Genomic DNA, 23,716 nt, shown 5'->3' on the forward strand with positions numbered 1-23,716 from the left:
TAGTGAAGCAATCCAGATCGAAACTTGAACAAAGTTAAGGAGGTGGATTGCTTCGCTGATGCTCGCAAAGACGGTGAAGAAATAATGAGGATCATAAAATCCAGTTCTAACAGGGGCGTCTTTGCGAACGTAGTGAAGCAATCCAGATCAAAACTTGAACAAAGTTAAGGAGGTGGATTGCTTCGCTGATGCTCGCAAAGACGGTGAAGAAATAATGAGGATCATAAAATCCAGTTGTAACAGGGTCGTCTTTGCGAACGTAGTGAAGCAATCCAGATCGAAACTTGAACAAAGTTAAGGAGGCGGATTGCTTCGCTGATGCTCGCAAAGACGGTTAAGATCGACGTTCTATCGAATTATCGAGATGACTCTTTTAAAGCCCGTCTCAGTATTTTTCCGACATTAGTTTTCGGCAGCTCGTCAACGAATTCCACAATCTTAGGGATCTTGTAACCTGTCAGATGTTCTCTGCAGTGCTCAATGACCTGTTCTGCTGTCAGGGCAGGATCGCGCTTGACGATAATGGCTTTAACCCGCTCACCGCTTTCTTCATGCTGAACGCCGATAACACCTACTTCATGTACGCCTGGCATCATCCCGATAACCTGCTCTACTTCATTGGGATAGACATTGAAACCGGAAACAACAATCATATCCTTTTTACGGTCAATAAGATAAACGAAACCATTTTGATCGATTTGCGCCATATCCCCTGTACGTAAAAATCCGTCTTCAGTCATCACCAGAGCAGTTTCATCCGGACGCTGCCAATATCCAGCCATAACCTGAGGGCCTCTGACGCAGAGCTCGCCTGTTTGATTGAATCCAAGCTCCACACCGTCGTCATTGCGTATCGATACTTCAGTCGAGGAAATGGGTAAACCAATGCTGCCATTGTAATCTTCCATATACATTGGATTAATGGTTACCGCGGGACATGTCTCGGTTAATCCGTAGGCTTCGAGAATACGGCTTTTGGTCAGTTCGACCCATTTCAAAGCAACGGCTTTTTGTAAAGACATTCCGCCGGAGAGCGCCAGTTTTGACTTGCTGAAATCAATTTCATGAAAAGCGGGGTTATGCATCATCGCATTAAACAGAGTGTTAACACCTGTAATCGCTGTAAACTGGATATTTTTAATTTCCTTGATAAAGTGGGGAATATCTCGCGGATTAGTAATCAGAACATTCTTCGCGCCGGCCTTTAAAAAGGTCAGGCAATTGGCTGTCAGTGAAAAAATGTGGTAGAGCGGCAGGGCAGTAACAATAATATCCTGCTCACCCACATCCATTGGGCTAATCCAGGTATAGGCCTGCAGCACATTGGCAACCATATTTCCATGAGTCAGCATAGCGCCTTTGGCCACCCCTGTTGTTCCACCAGTGTATTGCAGAAATGCAATATCATCGTGATTAAGATCAACAGGCTGCACTGGTTTGCCGCTGCCCTGACTCAGGGCTTCGTTAAAACTGATGGCTTGAGGCAGGTGGTATGCTGGAACCATTTTTTTAATGTATTTAACAACGGCATTCACAATAATCCGTTTGACAAATGGAAGCAAATCACCAATTTGCGTGACGACAATATGTTTAAGCATTGTATGCGGCAAGGCTTTTTCCACCGTTTTCGCAAAATTAGCCAACACAACAATAACTTCAGCTCCAGAATCATTCATCTGATGAATCAGTTCATCGGCTGTATAAAGCGGATTGGTGTTTACTACCATATAACCGCCGCGTAAGGCGCCAAATAATGCAACCGGATACTGAAGCACGTTAGGCATCATAATAGCGACGCGTGCACCTTTTTTTAAACCCAGTTGTTGTAGATAAACCGTAAACTCGTTGCATTTCCTGTTTAATTCTTCATAGGTTATACCATGCCCCAGATTTTCATAGGCAATTTTATCAGCATGCTTGTTGCAGGCTTCATCGAATAATTGTGCCAAAGAACGATATTCATTAATATCAATTTCAGCGGGCACACCTTTCTGATAATTTTTAAGCCACACTTTCTCCACAATAGTGTCCTTCTGTTATCTGTCCTCTCATGTTAGTATAAACAAAAAATGCGACGGTGGATATCAGAACAATGGTAGATAATTTATTGAAATCTCAGGCTTTTAAACTAAAAGGACGGTTATACACTTTTACGGTGATACAATTATTATCCACGGACAAGACTCTTTTTGTTCACCAATTAAATGAAATGATAGCCAAAGCGCCCAGACTGTTTGATAATACGCCTGTTGTATTGGATTTTAGTCAGTTGAATAACCAGTCAATTGATCTGGATATTTTTTACCAGGAATTAAGGGAACATAATCTTTTTCCTGTAGGAGTCCAGGGAGCGGATCCACTGGTGTCTACAGTTGCCCAATGTAAAGGTATGGCTGTTTTGCATGCCTCTACGAATCATGATAAACCGCTTCTTGATGAGCAGCCTGAAGAAGTACCTCATCATGACAACCCTAAAACCAAATTATTGACGACTCCTGTTCGCTCAGGCCAGCAGGTAGTTAGCAAGGGCGGTGATCTGATTATTACCGCATCGGTAAGTCATGGGGCTGAGTTGCTTGCTGATGGAAATATCCACGTGTATGGCACTCTCAGGGGACGAGCTCTTGCAGGTATTTCTGGCGATAAAACGGCCCGTATTTTCTGCCAGGCTCTTGAGGCCGATCTGGTGTCTATCGCAGGCTTTTATCGTCTTAGCGATGCGATTGAGCCTAGTACAACACCTTGTCAGATTTATCTTCAGGATGAGCACATTCACATTGAACCCATATGCTAGAAGCTGTTTTTATTTCCGATTTACATCTGCATCCTGGCGATAATGAGATCGCCGGGCGTTTTGAAGCATTTCTTAGCTGGATAAAGACTAATCCTTGTCGTCAGTTATACATTCTTGGTGATTTTTTTCATGCCTGGGCTGGTGATGATGGTATGACTCCCTGGAGCGAAAGAATTGCCGAATCCCTAAAAGAGCTAACCACTTTTGGCATTCATACCTGTTTCATGCATGGCAACAGGGATTTTTTGATTGGTCATCAATTTATTGAAAAAGCCTCTCTCCAGTTACTTGCTGATCCATGTATCATCCAGCTGAACGGACAAGCCATCTTATTATCCCACGGCGATCGCTATTGCACGCTGGATAAGGCTCATCAACGTTTTCGACGTTTAACCCGAAACAAATTCTTCCGCTTTCTTTTTCTAAGTCTGCCTTTAAGTACCAGAAATCGAATGGTGGAACGCGTTCGCCAGCAAAGCCAGTCGAATCGTTCTCTAAGTTACGAATCAATGGATGTGGTGGCCGAGGACTGTATTCAGGAGATGCAGTCAAAGAATACATCCATTCTGATACATGGTCACACTCATAAACCAGGTATCAGCGAATACCCAATGCCTGAGCATTCAATACTGCGAAGATTTGTACTAAGCGACTGGGACAATACTCCGAAGATTTTAAGTTTCGATAATGTGAAGGGTTTGAGTTTTGTTAGTTTGGAATGAGAACGTAAATGCCTAATGTAAAGAAATCGAAAAAAAGTTTAAATGATATAATTCCCCATTATGTTACAGGGTATTCTAGTGCAAAAATCAATCATATAATGTCATGATAGTGTGTTATTATTTATTAATAGAGTAATATTTGGACAGCCGAACCTTGCTTAGAGGATAGATTATGAGTACGAACAAAGAAGAGATAGAAAAACGCCTGCGCGAAGAAATTATTGCTAAAGAGAATGCCAACATTCAGGCTACCCGCGAAGCAAAACAGCGTATTGCAGCAGAAACAGACTGGGCCAATGCTCAACCTTACTGGAAAGAGGTCGATGACAAGGCGTCTCATTTAATGGACCGCAGTATGGAAGGGTTCACTGAATGGTCGACAGGTGCATCAGAATTGGTGAATGCGTTTATGAAATTAAATATTGCGCTGAGAGTCACTTTTGCCAATAGCCATCCGGTTGAAAACGCCATTATATGGCTTGGTGGAAAAGCAATCGACATAGGTAAAGCAGTTGCCGAGAAAGCAGGACTCTATACACCTCAACCTCAAGAAGCCGTTGATTATGCCGTTAATTTTGATGCTGATGGCAAATTAACCACTCATTTGCGCTATAAAGATGAAGAGTTTACCAAAGATCAGAAAGATCTGGTGGATACAGGATTATTGATCTGGTTAAAAAAGAATGGATTTAAAAGAGAGCCTGATAACACGATCAAAAATGTGGCGACAGGCAAACCCATGACACAGGATGACTATATAAAGATGAATGCGGATAGTAAGAATGGATTAAGAGCACACTTTGAAAACTATTTCCAAATGGCTTTCAATAATGTTAATGAGAATACAGACGAAAATACAAATAGTCCGTCTATGTGATTGCCGGTCAATGCGAGCTTTGCGCGAAAATTTCGAGCGAGCACCGCCGCATTCTACTTATGAAAATCTGTCATTCCCGCGCGGCATTGTTGCGCAAATAGAACAAAGGAAATAACTTGTCGTCTTTGCGAACAAAGTGAAGCAATCCAGATCGGACCTTGAACAAAGTTAGGATCTGGATTGCTTCGCTAAGGTTCGCAAAGACAGTTTTTGCCCCACATCTTCATTTACACAACAACGCCTTCCCGCGCAGGAGGGAATCTATTTCAGCAAGAGCACTGCACCAAATCATGGATGGATTTCCGCCTGCGCGGAAATGACGGAGTGAGGGACCGGAATACCGCTATGAAAGCGAAATAGCTCATCCTTATCTCTTATGATCTGATTCTCTATCTCAAGAAAAAATTGCAACCGCTCTTCAACATTCTGCCCATATAAATGAGCCAGTTTCAGATAGTCTTGAAAATGACGCGCTTCAGATTTAACCAGCGAGGAATAAAAGCGGCTTAAAACAGGGTCATCTAATAAGGGAACCAGGGCATAGAACCGCTCACATGAACGCGCCTCGATGATTGCTCCTACTATTAACTGATCTCTCAGGCGATCAAAACCTCCACCTTTAGTCACATGAGCATGTATTTTCTGAGCATAATTACATGACTGTAAAGGTCCAAAGGCATAGTTTCGTTCCCGCATTAAATCAAGCACTTTTTCAAAATGCAATAACTCCTCGCGAGCCAGTGGAGACATGGTTTTAACAAGCTCAGCCAGTTCAGGATATTTGCTGATAAAATTGATCGCAGTAGCTGCGGCTTTACGTTCGCAATGAGCATGATCCAATAACAGTAAAGGAATGTTCTTTAACCCTGCGGTTAGCCACTCTTCAGGGGTAGGTGTTTGTAAAAAATCAATTAAAATTTGCAAATCATTGGAAATAGGGCTTAGCATGAGGGTATTCTATAATTCAAAATATGCCTTATAACATAGATGTATTATGTCCTCAATTAGCGATCCTACCGAGTTTTCTAATTGAGATTCACTTGTTGCAATTTTAATTGGACGCATCATGAGCGAAGAAAAAACAGAAAATGATTTATCCAAATGGTTTTCAAGCTATGGAATAATTACCGCCAAGCGGATATTGGAAAATTATAAGATAAAGCTGGCTGATGAAGATTTACTCTATGCACTGAAAACACCAAACAATTTCTATCATACGCTGATGCGTATGCCTTTAAAAAATGTTTTCAATGGCATCATCATGCAACAGGCGAGAGATTATCAGCTTTATGCGCAGAAGTTGTTCATTGATTATCTTCTGTCCGGTGAGACAGGAAAAGTTGAGGAAGCTCCAGGCGGTGCCACCAGAGAAGATCTGGAGGCGGAACGTCAAACCCTTTTAAAGATTAACGATACATTTCATATCGATGAACTGGCTCAAGAACAGTTAATATCAGAAAGCCAGAAAAAACTTAGATATTACGCTGAAGAATGGCAAAAGAAAGTACATGCAATGGCAAAGGAGATTAATCAGGAATTGGCTTCTCAAGGGATTCATGAATCTGATAACTCAATCGCCCAGTTTCTAACTAGCCTCCTGGTCCATTACGATTTTACCAAAGGAGATAACTCAATTAGCAAGGACATTTGGGTCAGAGTCGAAACAAGTCTCGGAATCACTCTGGATGGAGAGCGCCACCGGCAAATTCTAAGTCGAATCAGCGAATTAAAACCGGTTGTAATTGCTGCGGAACAGGATTTGGAGGAATATTTCGATCGAGTCATTAGGATGGGAGTTAAAATGAGAGACTACCGAAGTGTTTTTCATGATCTCATTATACGCATTAATGAATTGATCAAACTACTTCCCGACTACAAACCGGATGTAGCACAGGTTCAGGAAAATCAGGAATCTTTATTATTTGATGCCAGTTTAGGTGAAGATGAGAAATAAGAAGAATTCCGAAAGAATTTCGTGTATAATAGCGCGCTTTAATGAGAACTGAATGGAGTGACGATGTCAACTGAATTAACCCTTTCCATTATCAAGCCCGATGCGGTTGCCAAATCGGTTATCGGTCAAATCTACTCACGATTTGAAGAAGCAGGCCTTAAAGTAGTTGCTGCAAAAATGGCACATTTGACCAGAGAACAAGCTGAAGGGTTTTATGCTGTTCATAAAGCACGCCCATTTTTCAACGATTTGGTGAGTTTCATGATTTCCGGTCCTGTTATGATTCAGGTTTTAAAAGGCGACAACGCAGTCATGAAAAATCGTGATCTGATGGGTGCAACAAACCCTAAAGAAGCTGCTCCAGGCACTATTCGTGCTGACTTTGCTGACAGCATTGACGCTAATGCAGTACATGGTTCTGACAGTGCTGAGAACGCTGCTACTGAAATTGCTTTTTTCTTTGAACCTCATGAAATTTGCGACAGATAATTCTGTTTCAATCCGCACGAGCTCTTGATTAAGAGCTCGTGAACACGGCCAGTTAATTTCTGATAAACTATATAAATGCTGCGAAGCGTGTATTATCCCCTGAGGTTGTCATGACTAGTAAGATCAACTTGTTGAATTTTAATTATCAGCAAATGCAAAACTTTTTTTTAGAACTTGGCGAGAAAAAGTTTCGCGCGCAACAAGTCATGCAATGGATTCATCAGGCGGGTTATCATGATTTTTCTCAAATGACGAATCTTGGAAAGGCATTGCGCGAACGTCTTTCTCAAATTGCTGAAATCAGACTTCCAGAAATAGTAGCCTGTCAGCAATCAAAAGATGGTACCTGCAAATGGCTTTTAAAGCTGGACTGCGGTAATTGCATTGAAACCGTTTTCATACCTGAAGCCAATCGAGGAACTCTCTGTGTTTCATCACAGGTTGGATGTGCCTTGAATTGCAGTTTCTGTTCCACGGCAAAGCAGGGATTTAACAGGAATTTAAGCACTGCTGAAATTATTGCTCAGGTATGGTTGGCTGTAAGAACCCTGTCTAAAGAAGATGGGCATCATGATAAACATATAACCAATGTCGTTATGATGGGAATGGGCGAGCCCTTGCTAAACTTTGATAATGTAGTTGCGGCAATGGACATCATGATGGATGACCTGGCTTATGGACTCTCCAAGAAACGAGTAACCTTAAGCACATCCGGCGTATTACCTGATCTGGAAAGACTACGCGAAGTCAGCCCGGTAGCTCTTGCTGTCTCATTACATGCACCTAATGACGAATTGAGAAATGTGCTTGTTCCGATCAATAAAAAATATCCCCTTGAACAGTTAATGAAGCTTTGCAAGTATTATTTTAAAGATGAACCCAAGCGCAAAGTGACATTTGAATATGTCATGTTAAAAGGGGTGAATGATCAGCCTGAACACGCGAGACAGCTGGTTAAACTACTCGAGGATATTCCATCAAAGGTGAATCTGATTCCTTTTAATCCCTTTCCCTTAACCCAGTATGAACGGTCTTCCAAAGAGGCAATTGATGCGTTTCGAGACATATTAGTGTCCAAGGGAATTAATACCATTACAAGAAAAACACGAGGCGATGATATTGATGCCGCCTGTGGACAACTCGCCGGAGAGGTGAAAGATCGCACCACGCGTTCGCAACGATGGCAAAAACTGCATTTTCAATCCAAAGAGAAAGCAGTCAGTCAAAACGAAAATCAAAGCTAAGTCTTTTTAAATTGCTTTATTCGCGGTTATAATGGGCGCTCTTTATCATAGTGGTGAAAAAAATTGTGTTAATCTGTTCACGGCTTTTATTACTGACTCTTTTTTCGTTGCTCATATCTTGTCAACACAGCTCAGAAATTCAGGCTGAAAAAAAACTTGAAACACAAAAACGTAATGATGCATCCTCCTATAATGTGCAATTGGGAATGGCTTATCTGAAGCAGGGTGATATTCCCCGGGCTAAACGAAAATTGCTAATGGCTCTGGATTTAACTCCAAACTCACCAGACGTCAACGCCGCTATGGGTTATTATCTCGAGAAGACCGGTGATAAGGCTCAGGCGAAAACCTATTATCTGAAAGCGCTTGCAGCAGCACCGCAAAATGGTTCCCAGCTAAATAACTATGGCGCATTCCTGTGTCGTGAAGGACAATATCAGCAAGCTGAGCAATATTTTCTTAAAGCCGTGAAAGATGTTCAATATGTTCATACTGCCGGAGCCTATGAAAATGCAGGGCTTTGCGCAGAACAAATCCCTGATTATCCAAAAGCAGAACGTTATTTTATAAAGGCACTGGAGCATGATTCTCAGCGCAAACAGTCGCTTTATGAATTAGTTAATCTGGAAATTAAACACAATAATACCGAAAAAGCACTTACCTATTTAGAGCAATATAAGGATTTAGTTAACAGCGATACGGTCCTTTTAACAAAAGCAATGGATGCGGCTCATGAGGCAGGACGCTTCGACATGGAAGAAAGCTATAAACAACGTCTTAGCAAGTTGGAACAACCAGCGGACTATACCGGAGCAAAAAATGAATACGACAACATTAACGGATGAAGTTAATCAAATCAATCAGGAACTTCCTGGTTCACAATTAGCTCGTATACGTGAAAAAAAGGGCTTTAGTCAGGAATATGTGGCCGGAAAACTTCATCTCAGAGTACGTGTGATCGAGTTACTCGAGGCGGATAATTATGAACAGATGCCTGAACCGGTATTTATCAAAGGTTATCTGCGCGCTTACGCAAAATTATTGGGAATTTCACCGGAACCTTTTCTGTCAACCTATAACAGTTTATTTAATTCAGAACGCAAGCTGGAAAAAGCCTTGTGGCAAAGCAGACGCGAATCAAACCGTAAAGAGAAAGTGGTCCGCTGGATAACTATGATTGTTGCCTTTGCAGCAGTGATTTCAGTAAGCCTCTGGTGGCAGAAAAATAAGACAAATCAAACGGTTATTTCTACTGAAAAAGTATCCGAAGAAAAACCTGTGGCTGCCAATACTGAAGCCGATACCAAATTAACAGAACTGTCACAAATGCAGTCCATGTTTAGCAATGATTCAGACAGCACTTCGGAGGTTCAGGGTGGTTGAGAAAATCCAGGCCATCAGAGGCATGAATGATGTCTTGCCCCAGCAAAGCGCTGCCTGGCAAAGACTCGAGGAACGATTTAAATATTGCATGTCCCGTTATGGTTATCATGAAATCCGTTTCCCAATCGTAGAGTCCACTCAATTATTTAAACGATCTATCGGCGAGATTACTGATATCGTTGAAAAAGAGATGTATACATTTAACGACTTAAACGGAGAGAGTATCAGTTTGCGGCCGGAGGGCACGGCAGGATGCCTTAGAGCATGCCTTGAGCACGGATTATTGCACAATCAGCAACAAAAGCTCTGGTATGCAGGCCCAATGTTTCGCCATGAAAAACCTCAGAAGGGACGTTACAGACAGTTTCATCAGTTCGGCGTTGAAGCACTGGGTATGCCTGGACCTGCAATTGAACTGGAACTCATCGCTCTTTGTTTTCGTCTGTGGCGTGAACTGGGAATACAGGATCATGTTAAGTTACAGATTAATAGCCTGGGTGAAATCAGCGAAAGACAGCGTTACAAGGAAATTCTCACAAATTATTTAAGTCAGCATTTTGAACGGCTTGATGAGGACAGCAAGCGCCGATTATATAAAAATCCATTGCGGATTCTGGACAGCAAAAATCCAGATATGCAGGAACTGCTATCTAATGCTCCAAAATTAGGCGATTCCCTTGGAGAAAAAAGCAGTCAACATTTTTCAACGCTTTGTTCTGGTCTTGAGCGTCTGGAAATTCCATACACTATTAATCCTCAGCTTGTCAGAGGCCTCGATTATTATGGTCACACTGTGTTCGAATGGGTGACTGACAAGCTTGGCAGCCAGGCTACTGTTTGTGCCGGTGGACGTTATGACGCTTTAGTTGAACAATTAGGAGGAAATCCTGCACCTGCAGTGGGTTTTGCTATTGGTGTTGAACGAATGCTGTTATTATTGGAAACTCTTGATATAAGCATGCAAGCGCCAGCTTACCCCAGTTTTTTTATTGTAGCGACAGGTGAACAAGAATTATTACAGGCTCTGGTTGTTGCAGAACAGTTAAGAGCAACAAACCCGGAATGGCAAGTGTTGACCAATACAGCAGGCGGCGGTTTTAAGAGCCAGTTTAAAAAAGCGGATAAGAGCGGTGCTGATTATGCCATCATTATTGGTGAGAATGAGTTACTTAATAATGAGGTCAGTATTAAAAACCTGCGTAATCAGGAAGAGCAGATTACAGTTTCACAAACTGCCCTGGGCCAATTTTTAACAGATCATCTTGGATGATGACAGGAGAAGATAATGTCAGTGTACATGACAGAAGAAGAACAGTTAGAAGCAATTAAGAAATGGTGGAATCGGTATAGCACTCGGATTACCATAGTGCTTTCTATTATTCTGCTGGCCGTATCCGCTTACAAGTATTGGAACTGGCATGTTGAAAAGGTCAACATACAGGCATCCAACGCCTATGAGCACATGATGGTTGCTTATTCCAATAAGGATAATAAATCAATCAAATCTTATGCGAACGATTTAATAACCAATTATAGCGAAACGGTCTATGCAGATGCCGCACGCATGATTCTGGCTAAACTGCTGACTTCTCATAATCATTTCAGCAAAGCACGTACCATGCTTGAGGACGTTGCCTCCCATTCTAAAATGAAAGCCTTGAAACAGGTTGCCCGGATTCGCATTGCGCGCCTTCTGGCTGCTGAAAAAAATTATGACAAGGCACTGGAAGAGCTGACATCGGTGGATGATGCCGCTTATATGCCTGTAATCAATGAACTGAAGGGAGATATTTTTGCCGCAACAGGTCACTACCAGCAGGCAATCACTTCTTATAAAGAGGCGATTACAGAGGTGAGGACACATGGCATTGGCAACTTGTTTTTGGAAATGAAAACAAATGAGTTAGCCGCGTTATCTCAATCAAGCGTATCAAAAAGCAATTTACAGGCAGCATAGTAATAAGAGGTCACATGTTTAAAAAAAGTTTATTATTAGTTTTAATTTCGGCTCTGAGTGCCTGCTCTACGGTAGATGATTACCTTTTAGGTAAAGATAATACCCCTGTTCCAAACGAACTTGAGCCAATTAAACCCAAAGTGGCATTAACTGAAAAATGGTCTGTTCCTGTCAGTCATGCCAAGCACTCAGGGAATTATCTTAAATTACAACCGGTTATCGTTGGAAATACGATATATACAGCGGATGCCAGTGGCTCAGTTGAAGCGATCGACAAAAAAAATGGAAAAATTCTTTGGTCACGTAAACTGGACAATGTGTTAGTTAGCGGCCCTAGTGTTGGCGCTGGCTACATTGCCGTGGGTACTGAAAATTCCAAGGTGATTGTTCTAAAACAAGCTGACGGCAGTGATGGTTGGCAGGCCAGTGTGTCGGGTGAAGTATTGTCAAAGCCTGTGATTGCTCAAGGTAAAGTGCTGGCAAAAACGATTGATGGTAACCTGTACGCATTTAACCTGGCTTCCGGCGAACAATTATGGGTATCTGATCATGGCGCACCAGGCCTGGTATTGAAAGCAAGCTCATCTCCGGTAGTAGTGAACAATCAAACCGCATTGGTAGGCTACTCCGATGGCAAAATGGATGCGGTAGATATTCAGACCGGGCATGTGATCTGGCAACGTAGCATCGCATTTGCCAGCGGTGCCAGTGATGTTGAGCGTCTGGTAGATATCGACGCAGATCCCATCGTTGAAGGGCAAACAGTTATTTTAGGCAGCTATCAGGGGTATGTCGGTGCATTTTCCCTCTCCGATGGCCAGTTTATATGGAGAAAACCAGCCTCCATTTATAAGAATATGACAGTACAAGGCAACACGCTTTATATGACTGATAGTGAGGATGTTGTTTGGGCTATTAATAAGCAAAACGGGCAGGTGAACTGGAAACAGGTCGCATTGAAAGCACGTGGCTTGACGGAGCCGGTGATCTCGGGCGACCGTTTACTGATTGGTGATAAAACTGGAATGCTGCATGTTCTTTCAGCTCAGTCAGGGGAATTTATCTCGAGAGCTCAGGTAGGAAGTGCAATTACTTCAACACCAAGTGTTTCAGGTAAAGATGTGTATGTAATGACCAATAACGGCAAATTAAGCCGATTTTCAGTAGGGTAAGCATGATTCCAGTGGTTGTATTAGTGGGCAGGCCTAATGTAGGCAAGTCCACTCTGTTTAATCGGTTAACGAAGACTCAGGACGCATTAGTGGCGGATTACCCCGGGTTAACACGAGATCGGCAGTATGGTCAGGCAGAGTTTGGAGACAGACCGTTCATCATTGTCGACACAGGCGGGGTAGGTGTCGAAGATTTGGCTGTGGATGCCTTAATGTCTAAACAGTCGGCAATGGCTCTTGAAGAAGCCAATGTCATTCTTTTTTTGGTGGATGCCAGAGATGGACGAACAGGGATTGACGAAACAATCGCTGTTCAACTGCGCAAACTGGGCAAGCCTGTCTATCTTGTTGTAAATAAAATTGATGGCCTTGACGAAGAAATTGCCATTTCAGAGTTTCAGCAACTGGGTTTTTCTGATATCTATCCCATTTCGGCAACTCATGGTCGAAACATGTCGGATCTATTGCATGATTTAACGGCTGATTTTAACTCTGTCGAATCGGATCTGGACAATGATAATCCAAACGAGATTAAAATTGCATTTGCCGGTAAACCCAATGTTGGGAAATCTACCTTAATCAATCGCATACTGGGCGAAGAACGAGTTGTTGTTTATGATATGCCTGGAACGACTCGAGACAGCATCTCAATTCCTTTTGAGCGAGATGAGCAACGCTATATATTAATTGATACAGCCGGAGTTCGCCGCCGAGCTCGGGTTGATGAAAAAATTGAGAAATTTTCGGTTATTAAAACTCTACAGGCTATCAAAAACTCACATGTCTGTTTAATGCTGATCGATGCAAAAGAAGGTTTAACCGAGCAGGATATGCACATTCTGGGCTTTATTATCGAAGCCGGGAAGGCGCTGGTTATCGCTGTCAATAAATGGGATGGATTAGAGGAGGATCATAAGGAGCATGTGCGTAGTGAAATCGGACGACGTCTCCATTTTGCAAATTTTGCCAAAATCCGTTTTATTTCTGCATTGCATGGCAGTGGAGTAGGATTATTATTCAAAGATATCAAGGAGGCCTTCGCTTCTGCAGTACAGGCGTTTTCAACGCCCAAACTGACCCGGTTGTTACAGGATATTGTTAGCCAGCATGAGCCGCCATTGGTTCAGGGAAGACGTATCAAACTGCGGTACGCACATGCAGGAGGACATAATCCTCCTATCATCGTCATTCATGGAAATCAGCTTGAATCTTTACCAGGCAGCTACAAACGGTATCTGACCAATGCCTTTGTAGAGCATTTGGGCTTGATTGGCACTCCTCTGAAACTAGAGTTTAAGAGCAGTTCCAATCCCTTTAAAGATAAGAAAAATAAACTGACTGACCGCCAGATAAAAAAGAAAAGACGCCTGATGAAAAAAGTCAAAAGCAAATAAACTTTCTCTGGGGGCCTTGATTAGTAGACTATATCGGGCTTCCGTTTGACTTTTTGATTATTTTTTCACTTCCAAAATGCAAACTCTGGCACTTGATTTTTTCCGTTTTAAGGACTATCTTTTATTGTGCAATGCAACAGAACGGGGATTGTCATGATTATGGAAAATTATATAAATCAGCTAAATCAATTTGCAAGACAGATACAAAAGCCGATGGAAGAAATGATGCAATTGAATATCAAAACCTTGCAGTCATTCCAGGCTTTCAAGCCAGAAAACTTACAGAAAATTGAACGGCCCGAAATGATTTGGGAAAGACAAATTTTTGCCCTGATTGATTCTGGACACAAGTGGCTTGATTATGTCGAAAAATCTTATGAAATATCTGAACGAGCCATGCTGCAATTATTGAAAGGACTTGGTCAAATGAGAGAAGAATCAAAAGCAGGGAAAAGTGCTTTTGATACCGCCATGTCAAACATGAGTCAATTTAATCCAATGACAGCCTGGCAAAATACGGCTAAGCAAGTATTGGATCCAGCTGCAATGGAAGGTATCGATCCAACTCAGATCGTTCGTGAAGTTGCTGAGGCCGCTGGAATGCCGCAATATAAGAAAGAGGTATCCAAGCCTGAGGGCAATGGTTCCATGAGCCAGAACAAGCCCGGTAAACGCTCAGAAAGAGCGGCTGATAAGAAAGACAAACACTAGGCCTTATCTTTTCTGATTAGCATGATGATCGCATTCTCAAAACCTGTATCCCCGCAATGCGGGGAAGAACAATGTACCTCTTCCTGAAAAGGGAAATAATGCGTAGACAGGAAATTAAATGTCTCTATTTTTATTTGTTCAAATAATCTGTACCCTTGTTGGAATAGTGCTGCTTTTCGTGGCTTTTAACATGCTGCGCCCCAGAGAAAACGAGCAAAAAAGAATTCAGGATCAGTTTATGCTTTATTTGGGGCTTGGACTTTTTTTAATCTTTTTTCCCTTTGTTATTGATTATCTTTTACTCTAGCGGTGATAAGTGCTTGAGATTAGATGTTCATTGGCTTTGCTTGTTGAATGCAGTTTGTACATAAAATGGGTTTCTGCGGTTCGGTCTCCATTTCTTCTTTTTTCTCAACAGACAAATCGAGATTGTCTGTATCCTCAATCTCTACTTTGATGCCACAATTCTCACAGTGCTGTACAAATGTCATGTTTGATTTCCCTGTCTATGCTTATATTTATATTTTAGCTTATTTATTGCGGAGACGGATTGCTTTGTAAATGAGGTCAACTATGATCATTAATGAGAGTGTTCATTGAGCTGTGTCATTACTCACAGGCCCTCGTCATCACGAACGCAGGCCGTCATCACGAACGCAGGCCGTCATCTCGAACGCAGTGAGAGATCTCTCTGATTTCGGTTTGTGCCAGCATCGGGAGATCTCTCACTGCGTTCGAGATGACATGGCATGACACAGTTTGGTGAAGACTCTCTCATTAATAATAGTCTTTGAGGAGATCTTGATGGCTATCTGGTCCAGGGAAATTACGATTGAACAGCTTAATCAATATATCAAAAATACCATGTCAGAAGTTTTGGGTATGCAGTTTTTGGAAATAGGCGATGATTTTTTAAAGGCAAGCATGCCGGTTGATGATCGAACCAGGCAGCCTTTCGGTCTTCTTCATGGCGGAGCGAATGTCGCGCTGGCAGAAACGGTGGCCAGTATGGCTGCCAATGGAGTGATTGATCCGCAGAATTATTATTGCGTGGGTTTGGAAATCAACGCGAATCATCTTCGCGCGGTCAAGGAGGGCATTGTAACTGCAATCGCTTCACCTATACATCTGGGGCGAACTACTCAGGTTTGGGAGATCAATATTTTTGATGAACGCGGGAAAAAAACCTGTGTATCAAGAATGACTGCGGCTGTAGTGAAGCGTTAAGTTAAATTATATCGCCGCGCCTTGGTGGAAAGCGCGGCAGCAGGCGATTATCTGCCTGGCTAGCAAATAAAACTTAAGCTAAACTGCAATTCATGAGTATATAAATTGGATAGCTTGGGAGAGCCGTAACCCCAGGGATCAGGCATCTCATTGTTTAATCGGCTCTTACCCCAATCAGCAAACTCATATCCCAGTCCTACTTGCCAATGACGGCTCAGTGATTTTTGAACCCCGGCACCCAGCGTAAATGAGAACCCTTGGGTGGTGTTGCTCTGATAGCCAAGTTGTAATAATGCGACGCCAGGATTCAGCAGATAAACAGGGGGCTGTGTCTGAAAACTGTAGGCATGATTAAAGCCGATACCGAAGCTGCCGCTCAGGTAAGGTTGCACATAATAGCCTGGATTTTCTGTAGCCAATAAACCTTTTATTGCTACACGAGTGTGGTTAATGTGATAGCTATAGTTTGCTACGCTTGGAACACCAATTAAATCCATTGTTCCATTAACTTCTACCTGACTGGACCCGGCAAAAGCAAGTCCGAGCCGGCCAATCATATTCGGTCCGGTCTGATGTTGCAATGCCAGAAAGACTTCACCAGTTCCAAGAGTGCTGGCATCCTTGCTTCCCCTGAAACGATGCACTTCATCGAAATTGACGGGATAAATATAAAGACGACCCAAGGTCTGGTCATCGCCCGGCCAGGCCCAGGCAGGCCCCGCACTCAATGTAATCACTTTGGACCATCCAATGAGATAGGGTTCATCTTCAAGAATGCCGTCAGCATAGCTGTTTACTGAAAATAAAATCCCAATCGCTAAAGAAATTGGCTTATAAAACCTCATCTTTTGTCCTTAAATTAATAAGAAATTTATTTAAAACATATTCCAGTCGTCTATTTAACGTTGACTCTACGGGTGAGTCAATCACTATTTCAAAAATTTGATAAATCTGAGCAGGCAGAATAATGCCCCTTAAGCGCCTGTTTAATTATTGTGCTATATATTGATAAAGAAGTAACCTTGTCGAGTGTGACTTTTATGGCACTGTCAGACCAGCTTTTTGCGCAAATTGGTGTCTATCAACAACCGCATAAAGAATCGAATTACCAATTAGTTAACCGCTTGCTATCAACTGATGCTCAAACGGAACTATATGCCGGTGTCGGATCTTACCAGGAGCAGCATCGGGAAAAGGTAGATAGCTATCTTAACAGAAACAATGTACTTCCTAATGTTTCGATGAGTGATCCTGAGTTTTTTAGAAAGATGTTTATTCAGCATGTCGAGAAAATAAATTCACAGACAAGCAATCAATACAAGGTTGGAGATCCAGATACCCGGGGAACAAATCCAGAGCAGGCAACAATTACAATGGAGAGTTTTTTAGGTAAGGATGGCGCAGAACTTTATCGGCTTGCACTTGAGGAGGAGATGAATAGCAAGGAATACCGCGAAGGGGTATTCAGCGCTTCAACAACTCATTATGAAGGTGAAAAATGGTCCAAGCGGGCAGTTGTTATCGTTGCAGGCCCTTCAAGTTCTGGAAAAACAGTTTCGGCTGTTCAGGCAGTGAAAACTACTGCGCAGTTCATGCCTAAGGTGCCTGGTGATATGTCAGGAAATGATGTAGTGGCGGTGGATGGCGGGGTAGCCCGGGAAGTATCCCAAATAAGAAAACTGGCCATTCAGGCCTCGATTGCTAAAGGTTATACGGGAATAAAAGATCTACATGAACAAAGTGCTGTTCTTGGAAAAGCAAAAGATCGAGTTCAGGAAGCTTTGTTTAAAACGGATACTGGAGTAGGGGTAGTAATACCTGAAACCTTTTCAATGTGGATTAAGCCTTTGAACGCCATCAAAAAATTGATGCCTCGTATTGAAGCCTTGCCCAATACCAAGCACGTATTTTGCAGAGTCGAGGGCGAGGAGCCTGGCTTGTTCCAGAAAGTCGTTTCTTTTCTGGGTTCTCGTCGTGCCTGGAAAACTGATCAATTTGATGCAGAGCAAAAATTTGATATGAACTCAACTCAGGGCATACCAGAGTCCAAGGCCTATGGAGCCAGTGGTTTCAAATTTGGTGACATGGGCTCACGTATGGCTGAAAAATGGTTTGAATCAAACAGCAAAGATAAACTAAGAATGGTCGTTATCAACGATATGATCCTGGTTAAGCCAAATCCTAATGGTCAAAAGAACAACTGGATCCCTGCAGAGCAAAATGACAAAGGTGCGATCGCTATATCGAAACGCGCATTTGATACCTGGACTAGTAATCCGGATCCAGACAAAAAAGATTTAAAAGCTTATAGTCGAACTGCCGAAGGAAGGCCTCCTCCAATAATTAAAACGTCTGCGGAAATTGATATCGCTATCGCTTATCAGACGCTTGTTAACCGACGAATGGATTTACTCGGCCAAAAAGCGAATATACGTAATCTGGAAAATAACCCAGAAAAAGAGGCAATGCTCACTAAAAAAATTGATAATATTGAATTAGCTATTAAAGCTATCGAATCGCCCAATCTCACCGATAAACATTCTGTGGAGCAATCCAAGGCGCAGGTATCTAATGTTCTGAAGGATATGAAGGCAGAAGGTCAGCTTGCGATGTTTTTCAGTACAACAAAAAAAGCCTTAGAGACAGCGATTAGCGCATTCGATAAAACTTCCGCCGCATTGGAAAGCAGCCAGGAAAAAAAGGCTGAACCAGCCCAGCCCGTGGCAGTAACCGCGGAGCAGCAAAGCTCGTCAGAGGGAATTAAAAATTTTTCTTCATTTAAAAACAATTTTAAATCCCAGATCATGGCCGCAAAACCGCCGCCTGATTTATCTGAAGAAGCTGAGGCGACGGCGGCTCCCAGTGCCTGAAATTATGTAATATTCTCTTTTTCTGTGCACTGGATTCAGCTAGAATGCTGGTTTTTTGGAATCATTACTTTGAAAAGGATATCACTGCCTCTGCTGGCACTTCTGTTTACCAAAACGACTCTTGCATTTTCCATCCCATCCTGCGATCCCGTATCAGGGCCGATGCGAATACAAAATCCCGCTGAGGAAACCGTATTTGATCATAGCAGCGGATGTCCAATTCCTAATGGCGACTATTCGGATAACCCGGCGCGGCCTTTTATTGCAGCGGATCAGACGGTCTGGTGGTTTGCAAGTAATTCAAAGGGCTATTTTAAATCAGTAGGGGTGCCGGTGGCTGATGGTGCCAAAGATATTATTTCCAGTCTGGTACGTTATCAGGAAAACAATCAATGCGTTGCCTGGCTGGAAAGTCAATTTAATACCACACCGAATGAATATCCAATCGCGAGCTACAACAATGAAATCTGGATGGTTACGCCTTTTACCCTGGATGGGCAAAATATTTTCACATTTGTTCATAATGAATATCATATTATTCCATCCAACGTGGATGATGTGTATGGAAATCTGATTGGCGCCTCTTCCACAGACGGTGGAAACAGTTTTCAATTTTACACCAATGCACAGCAGCCAGGATATAATATACCGCTTATTGTCGCCCCATATCCTTTTAACAGCAGTGGTAAAGGGGGAATGTTCGCGCAGAGTAATATTATTCAATGGGGAGACTATTTCTATATTTTAGTTGAGCAGAATCTGCAGCCTTTTAACAGTTCCGCACCTGCCGCGGGAGTTTGTATTTATCGTAATGACAATCTAGCGAATCCCCGAGGATGGCTTGGTTTTGACGGTAAAGCTTATACGGTTCCTCTTGTTCCGGAATATGATCCGACAAACCCGGAACAATACTTGTGCCACAGCGTATTACCGAATTATTATCGCTTTTCCTGGACTTATAATTCAGTGCTCCAAAAATTTATCATTATCGGCCTGGACACCAATTACTCTCAGTCAGGTCAATCCATCGAGGCATTTGTCTATACCCTCGCAAATCTTGATCCCGATACGGGCATTCTGACATCAGCAACCAATACCGGTTCTTTGTTTAAAGAATATTTTCTGCGTCAAATTACCTGGCTTGACCAATGGCAAAATGCAGGCAACGTATTCGGGCAAGCTTATCCAGGCATGCTAGACCCCGGCAGCCCAAATGTGAATGGAGATAGAAATTTTCAATATTCAGGAGCCCATCCCTATCTTTACTATACTTCTCTATTTCCTGCCCAGGAAAATCATGGAAGGGATAGGGATGTCGTACGGCAACAATTGATTGTTGAGAACTGCATACCCCAGTAATAGGGATATTATTAATCGCAAACGATTGACGGCCTAAGGAAAACTTCCTCAGTTTCGGGCTCAAGATCCTCAACTGAGAAAAAACCCAGATTTTCTTGCCAGTGGTTGACGCTTGCTTTTATTGTTGTAAGAGCCATTTCTTTCGGAGAATCTGGCTCTTCAACCATGGGGGCAACCACTGAGGTATCTTCTGAAAGATTTAATTTATCAAGCGCTAAACCGTCTACTTCACAGTCATCCTCTAAATCGACGACTCTTGGCTGTGGTTGAGGTTCCCAGTAAATGGCCCTGGAATATCCATTAAAATCGGACTGGTTTTCAAAAGTTAAACTATCAAGGGGTAGTTGCTGCCGAAAATCTTTGGGGGTTCCTCTCTCTATGCACTCACCGGAGCCAGCTTCTGCGCGATGATTTAGATCATTGTCCTCATGTGTATAGGGAAATGCCACTATAAGTGTCGCTGTGTAATAAAATAAATTTAGACTTTGATAATTCTTTCCCAGGGACTGAGCAAAATGAACAGCTAGATTCCGATTACTATTATTTTTTTCACATATGTATAAGTTCAGGGCCTTGAGCTCACTGGCAATCTGATTCGTTAATCCACATGTTTTCAGACGTTCAGCCATTAGCTTAACTGGTAAGACATAAGTATCGTCTCCCAATGTCTTATAATATGAATTAATATTACTGACCCATTCAGATTGTCCTGTACCGTCTGCCAAAACATAAACAGTCGAACCTTTGGGGCAGTTTTCTTCGCTAAAGTTAAACTCATCGGCATATTCTTTATAGTCATTGTCTGTCTCATCAAAATGGCGGTAAGTAACAATGCTGATTTCTTTCTTATTTTTAGTTTGCTGATAATTATAGCGCCAGCTGATTGCTCGCAAATAAAGTGAGAAGTTATTTTCAGTGGCAGAAAAAGGGATAAATAAGACAATTTTCGACATTGGACCTGGCTCATAATGCGAAATTCAGGTTTTATATTAACCGCACTTGATTAAGGAAATATTAACGTATAATCCAGAGCTCCCATTACTAAAGAACCCATTATGAATGTGGTCCAGTGCTTTATTTCCTGGTACAATCACCAGCTTACAACACTAATTCATCAACGCAGAAGATGACTCAACTTGCCTCTGCCTTTCAGAGATTAATCGCATGAACGAATTATCAGTAAACCCCCAGCAATCGGAGCTAGGGCAGTCATCTGAATATGATGATCACTATAATCCGGAGCGCTTATTCGCCATAGCTCGTGCACCCAAACGCAAGGAAATTGGCATTGATCCAATGGCTCTGCCTTTTTACGGTTTTGATTGCTGGAATCATTATGAAGTGTCATGGCTCAATGAGAAGGGGAAGCCTGTCGTCGCCATCGCAGAAATTATCTATGACTGTGCAACACCAAATATCATTGAATCAAAATCATTAAAACTGTATTTCAATTCATTCAACAATACACGGTTTAAAGATAATGAAGCAGTAAAACAAATCGTTAAACAGGATTTGGCGCAACGTGTTGGCGGGGATGTGCAGGTTCGTATTCTTAGCTTAACAGAGTCCGGCTACAATCACATTGAATTAACTGCTGCTGGCGAGTGCCTTGATGGTCTTGATGTGACTTGTTCTGTGTATCAAGTTGAGCCCAATTATCTTTGCACAGAAAATGTGCGAGTAGAGGAGACGCTTTACTCCGATCTGTTAAAATCCAATTGCCTGGTAACTAATCAACCTGACTGGGCTACGGTACAAATTGCTTATACCGGTAAGAAAATTGACAGAGAGGGATTATTGAAATATTTGGTTTCTTTCAGAAATCATAATGAATTCCATGAACAATGTATCGAGCGCATATTTGCGGACATTATGAATCGCTGTCAGCCGGAAAAACTAACCGTGTACGGAAGATATACGAGACGGGGCGGCCTGGATATTAATCCCTATCGTTCCACCGAAAAGTCTAAATTTCAAGGTCTGAATTTTCGATTAGTGCGTCAATGAAATTTTTTAACATTTTCATCTACAATTAAGCTAAACGCTCTTAAAAGGAATTAATATGCTAAAAATTGCCGGGATTTTAGCTTCGTTTTTGTGTTTTTTTATTTTGCCTTCTATAAGCCAGGCCGATGATACTTATAGCTCCAAATTTATCAATCAAAGTGATAAAGGCTCTCAGCAATATACGTTAGTTAAAACAAGATTCTGGCCCGATTCGGGATGTATTATGCAGAGCGGTCCGGAAGTACTTCAACCTGGTGACAGCACAGAGCTTGTTATCGCAAAAAAACAAGGTTGTGATCAGGCTGGTATTGGCTACTCTCTGTATAAAGTTAGCGATACTAAAAAAGAGCAGCTCTTAGGTTATGTCTCTCATCGTTTTCGAGATGGAACTTTCAGTTTGCAGGTTTCAGTATTTTGCAAAAATGAGCACTGTGTTTTTAAAGATCTAAATCCTCAACAAAGTGATTAAACTTCAGATATGCTTATAAAGGTTCTGGTTTTTCATTTTTTATAGATGACTTTTTAAGAAAGATCTATAGACTAGGCTTAAACGAAGCATAGGCAAGAATCTTTTGAATCAAAGTAATCTAACCCCTTACGCAGCACTTAATCCCAATACCATTCTGGATGCAATTGAGAGTATCGGCTTTCTTTGCACAGGGAGCCTCCACGCACTCAATAGCTATGAAAACCGTGTCTATCAAATAGGGATTGAGGATGCTGAACCTCTTATTGCGAAATTTTATCGGCCTCATCGCTGGAGCTCAGAGGCAATCCTGGAAGAACATCAATTTTCACTGGAGTTGGCGGAACAGGAAATTCCCGTTATTGCTCCACTAATTGTAAACGATCAAACCTTACACCATCATCAGGATTTCAGATTCGCACTTTTCCCAAGGCGTGGGGGTCATGCTTTAGAGTTAGATAATGATGAACAATTAGAATGGATGGGACGGTTTATAGGGCGCATGCATAGTGTCAGTGCCAGCCGATCATTCCAGCACCGTATCTCCCTGAATACACAAACTTATGGTTTTGAACCGTATCGTCTTCTCATTGAGCAAGGCTTTATCCCTGACTATTTAACTTCTAATTTTTGTAAAACCGTTGAAACAGCATTAGAGAAAATAACACAAATATTTGAATGGGTAGGCGGTCTCGATCAAATAAGACTGCACGGCGATTGTCATGCCGCTAATATACTATGGAGAGACTCCGGACCGCATATTGTAGATCTGGATGATTGCCTGATGGGACCTGCCATACAGGATATCTGGATGTTACTTTCAGGCGAGCCGAAACACATGGAGTTACAGCTTGAAAAAATTCTAAATGGCTATTATGAATTTCACGATTTTAATCTGCGCGAACGTCATTTAATCGAAGTTCTACGCACATTACGCATGCTGCATTATTCAGGATGGCTGGCAAAGCGATGGGATGATCCCGCTTTTCCATTAAGTTTTCCCTGGTTCAATACACCAGTATATTGGGAAAATATGATGAGAAATCTAAACGAACAGATTGATTTGTTAGATCAGATTGAATGTTAAAAT

General features: G+C 42.1%; 25 protein-coding genes. 20 read left to right on the forward strand and 5 right to left on the reverse strand.

Annotation, left to right across the window (positions count from 1 at the left end; translation table 11 throughout):
• Positions 1–356 precede the first annotated feature (356 nt).
• On the reverse strand, positions 357–2,021 hold the full coding sequence (locus tag E1O89_RS12260; RefSeq protein ID WP_133140383.1) for an AMP-binding protein: 1,665 nt from the start codon (positions 2,019–2,021) through the stop codon (positions 357–359).
• Positions 2,022–2,092: 71 nt separating this feature from the next.
• On the opposite strand from E1O89_RS12260, the gene minC reads away from it, so the two are divergent.
• From minC to E1O89_RS12275, 3 genes are all read left to right on the forward strand, one after another.
• Positions 2,093–2,794, forward strand: a complete 702-nt coding sequence (gene minC / locus E1O89_RS12265) for a septum site-determining protein MinC (protein ID WP_133140384.1) — start codon at positions 2,093–2,095, stop codon at positions 2,792–2,794.
• Positions 2,788–3,516, forward strand: a complete 729-nt coding sequence (locus tag E1O89_RS12270; RefSeq protein WP_133140385.1) for a UDP-2,3-diacylglucosamine diphosphatase — start codon at positions 2,788–2,790, stop codon at positions 3,514–3,516. The genes minC and E1O89_RS12270 overlap by 7 nt, the downstream gene beginning before the upstream one ends.
• A 172-nt stretch (positions 3,517–3,688) precedes the next feature.
• Positions 3,689–4,393, forward strand: coding sequence for a hypothetical protein (locus E1O89_RS12275; RefSeq protein WP_133140386.1), 705 nt, complete (start codon positions 3,689–3,691; stop codon positions 4,391–4,393).
• Between the two features lie 288 nt (positions 4,394–4,681).
• Here the strand turns inward: E1O89_RS12275 and E1O89_RS12280 are convergent, their stop codons facing one another.
• Entirely contained in the window at positions 4,682–5,341 is a 660-nt protein-coding gene (locus tag E1O89_RS12280) for a tRNA-(ms[2]io[6]A)-hydroxylase (protein WP_133140387.1), read from the reverse strand.
• Positions 5,342–5,459: 118 nt separating this feature from the next.
• Here E1O89_RS12280 and E1O89_RS12285 point away from each other — a divergent pair, with 118 nt between their 5' ends.
• The 11 genes from E1O89_RS12285 (at position 5,460) to E1O89_RS12335 (ending at position 15,004) form a co-directional block, all read left to right on the forward strand.
• Entirely contained in the window at positions 5,460–6,347 is an 888-nt protein-coding gene (locus E1O89_RS12285; protein WP_133140388.1) for a hypothetical protein, read from the forward strand.
• Between the two features lie 63 nt (positions 6,348–6,410).
• Positions 6,411–6,836, forward strand: coding sequence for a nucleoside-diphosphate kinase (gene ndk, locus E1O89_RS12290; protein ID WP_133140389.1), 426 nt, complete (start codon positions 6,411–6,413; stop codon positions 6,834–6,836).
• Between the two features lie 110 nt (positions 6,837–6,946).
• Positions 6,947–8,080, forward strand: coding sequence for a 23S rRNA (adenine(2503)-C(2))-methyltransferase RlmN (gene rlmN, locus E1O89_RS12295; RefSeq protein ID WP_133140390.1), 1,134 nt, complete (start codon positions 6,947–6,949; stop codon positions 8,078–8,080).
• Positions 8,081–8,145: 65 nt separating this feature from the next.
• Positions 8,146–8,925 carry a type IV pilus biogenesis/stability protein PilW gene (gene pilW / locus E1O89_RS12300; protein ID WP_187347041.1) on the forward strand — a complete coding sequence of 260 codons (780 nt, stop codon included), beginning with the start codon at positions 8,146–8,148 and terminating at the stop codon, positions 8,923–8,925.
• The gene (locus E1O89_RS12305) at positions 8,900–9,463 is read left to right on the forward strand and encodes a helix-turn-helix domain-containing protein (RefSeq protein ID WP_133140391.1); all 564 of its coding nucleotides are present in this window, start codon (positions 8,900–8,902) and stop codon (positions 9,461–9,463) included. The genes pilW and E1O89_RS12305 overlap by 26 nt, the downstream gene beginning before the upstream one ends.
• Entirely contained in the window at positions 9,456–10,733 is a 1,278-nt protein-coding gene (gene hisS, locus E1O89_RS12310) for a histidine--tRNA ligase (RefSeq protein WP_133140392.1), read from the forward strand. The genes E1O89_RS12305 and hisS overlap by 8 nt, the downstream gene beginning before the upstream one ends.
• Before the next feature lie 15 nt (positions 10,734–10,748).
• Positions 10,749–11,420, forward strand: a complete 672-nt coding sequence (locus E1O89_RS12315) for a YfgM family protein (RefSeq protein ID WP_133140393.1) — start codon at positions 10,749–10,751, stop codon at positions 11,418–11,420.
• 14 nt (positions 11,421–11,434) lie between these two features.
• Positions 11,435–12,592, forward strand: coding sequence for an outer membrane protein assembly factor BamB (gene bamB, locus E1O89_RS12320; protein WP_133140394.1), 1,158 nt, complete (start codon positions 11,435–11,437; stop codon positions 12,590–12,592).
• A gap of 2 nt (positions 12,593–12,594) precedes the next feature.
• Positions 12,595–13,986 carry a ribosome biogenesis GTPase Der gene (gene der, locus E1O89_RS12325; protein ID WP_133140395.1) on the forward strand — a complete coding sequence of 464 codons (1,392 nt, stop codon included), beginning with the start codon at positions 12,595–12,597 and terminating at the stop codon, positions 13,984–13,986.
• A gap of 159 nt (positions 13,987–14,145) precedes the next feature.
• The gene (locus E1O89_RS12330) at positions 14,146–14,697 is read left to right on the forward strand and encodes a hypothetical protein (RefSeq protein WP_133140396.1); all 552 of its coding nucleotides are present in this window, start codon (positions 14,146–14,148) and stop codon (positions 14,695–14,697) included.
• Positions 14,698–14,815: 118 nt separating this feature from the next.
• Positions 14,816–15,004, forward strand: coding sequence for a hypothetical protein (locus tag E1O89_RS12335; protein ID WP_133140397.1), 189 nt, complete (start codon positions 14,816–14,818; stop codon positions 15,002–15,004).
• Positions 15,005–15,023: 19 nt separating this feature from the next.
• Here E1O89_RS12335 and E1O89_RS15465 read toward each other — a convergent pair whose 3' ends face one another.
• Complete coding sequence (locus E1O89_RS15465; protein ID WP_165483149.1) at positions 15,024–15,188, reverse strand: hypothetical protein; 165 nt, start codon at positions 15,186–15,188, stop codon at positions 15,024–15,026.
• 313 nt (positions 15,189–15,501) lie between these two features.
• Between E1O89_RS15465 and E1O89_RS12340 the strand changes: the two genes are divergently transcribed.
• Positions 15,502–15,924 (forward strand): hotdog fold thioesterase, encoded by a 423-nt coding sequence (locus tag E1O89_RS12340; protein ID WP_133140398.1) that lies wholly within the window; start codon positions 15,502–15,504, stop codon positions 15,922–15,924.
• 59 nt (positions 15,925–15,983) lie between these two features.
• Here E1O89_RS12340 and E1O89_RS12345 read toward each other — a convergent pair whose 3' ends face one another.
• Positions 15,984–16,769 carry an outer membrane beta-barrel protein gene (locus E1O89_RS12345; protein ID WP_133140399.1) on the reverse strand — a complete coding sequence of 262 codons (786 nt, stop codon included), beginning with the start codon at positions 16,767–16,769 and terminating at the stop codon, positions 15,984–15,986.
• 195 nt (positions 16,770–16,964) lie between these two features.
• On the opposite strand from E1O89_RS12345, the gene E1O89_RS12350 reads away from it, so the two are divergent.
• Together E1O89_RS12350 and E1O89_RS12355 are read left to right on the forward strand one after the other, a co-directional pair.
• Positions 16,965–18,794, forward strand: coding sequence for a hypothetical protein (locus E1O89_RS12350; RefSeq protein WP_133140400.1), 1,830 nt, complete (start codon positions 16,965–16,967; stop codon positions 18,792–18,794).
• 69 nt (positions 18,795–18,863) lie between these two features.
• Positions 18,864–20,153: a hypothetical protein gene (locus tag E1O89_RS12355; protein WP_133140401.1), complete on the forward strand. Its 1,290-nt coding sequence runs from the start codon at positions 18,864–18,866 to the stop codon at positions 20,151–20,153.
• An 11-nt stretch (positions 20,154–20,164) separates the two neighbouring features.
• Here the strand turns inward: E1O89_RS12355 and E1O89_RS12360 are convergent, their stop codons facing one another.
• Positions 20,165–21,106 carry a hypothetical protein gene (locus E1O89_RS12360; RefSeq protein ID WP_133140402.1) on the reverse strand — a complete coding sequence of 314 codons (942 nt, stop codon included), beginning with the start codon at positions 21,104–21,106 and terminating at the stop codon, positions 20,165–20,167.
• A 211-nt stretch (positions 21,107–21,317) separates the two neighbouring features.
• Here E1O89_RS12360 and queF point away from each other — a divergent pair, with 211 nt between their 5' ends.
• The 3 genes from queF (at position 21,318) to E1O89_RS12375 (ending at position 23,713) form a co-directional block, all read left to right on the forward strand.
• Positions 21,318–22,160: an NADPH-dependent 7-cyano-7-deazaguanine reductase QueF gene (gene queF / locus E1O89_RS12365; RefSeq protein ID WP_133140403.1), complete on the forward strand. Its 843-nt coding sequence runs from the start codon at positions 21,318–21,320 to the stop codon at positions 22,158–22,160.
• 55 nt (positions 22,161–22,215) lie between these two features.
• Positions 22,216–22,629, forward strand: a complete 414-nt coding sequence (locus E1O89_RS12370; RefSeq protein ID WP_133140404.1) for a hypothetical protein — start codon at positions 22,216–22,218, stop codon at positions 22,627–22,629.
• Between the two features lie 103 nt (positions 22,630–22,732).
• Entirely contained in the window at positions 22,733–23,713 is a 981-nt protein-coding gene (locus E1O89_RS12375) for a serine/threonine protein kinase (protein ID WP_133140405.1), read from the forward strand.
• Positions 23,714–23,716 lie beyond the last annotated feature (3 nt).

Origin of the sequence: Legionella genomosp. 1 (genome assembly GCF_900640215.1) — a bacterium.
Taxonomy (GTDB): domain Bacteria; phylum Pseudomonadota; class Gammaproteobacteria; order Legionellales; family Legionellaceae; genus Legionella_C; species Legionella_C quinlivanii_A.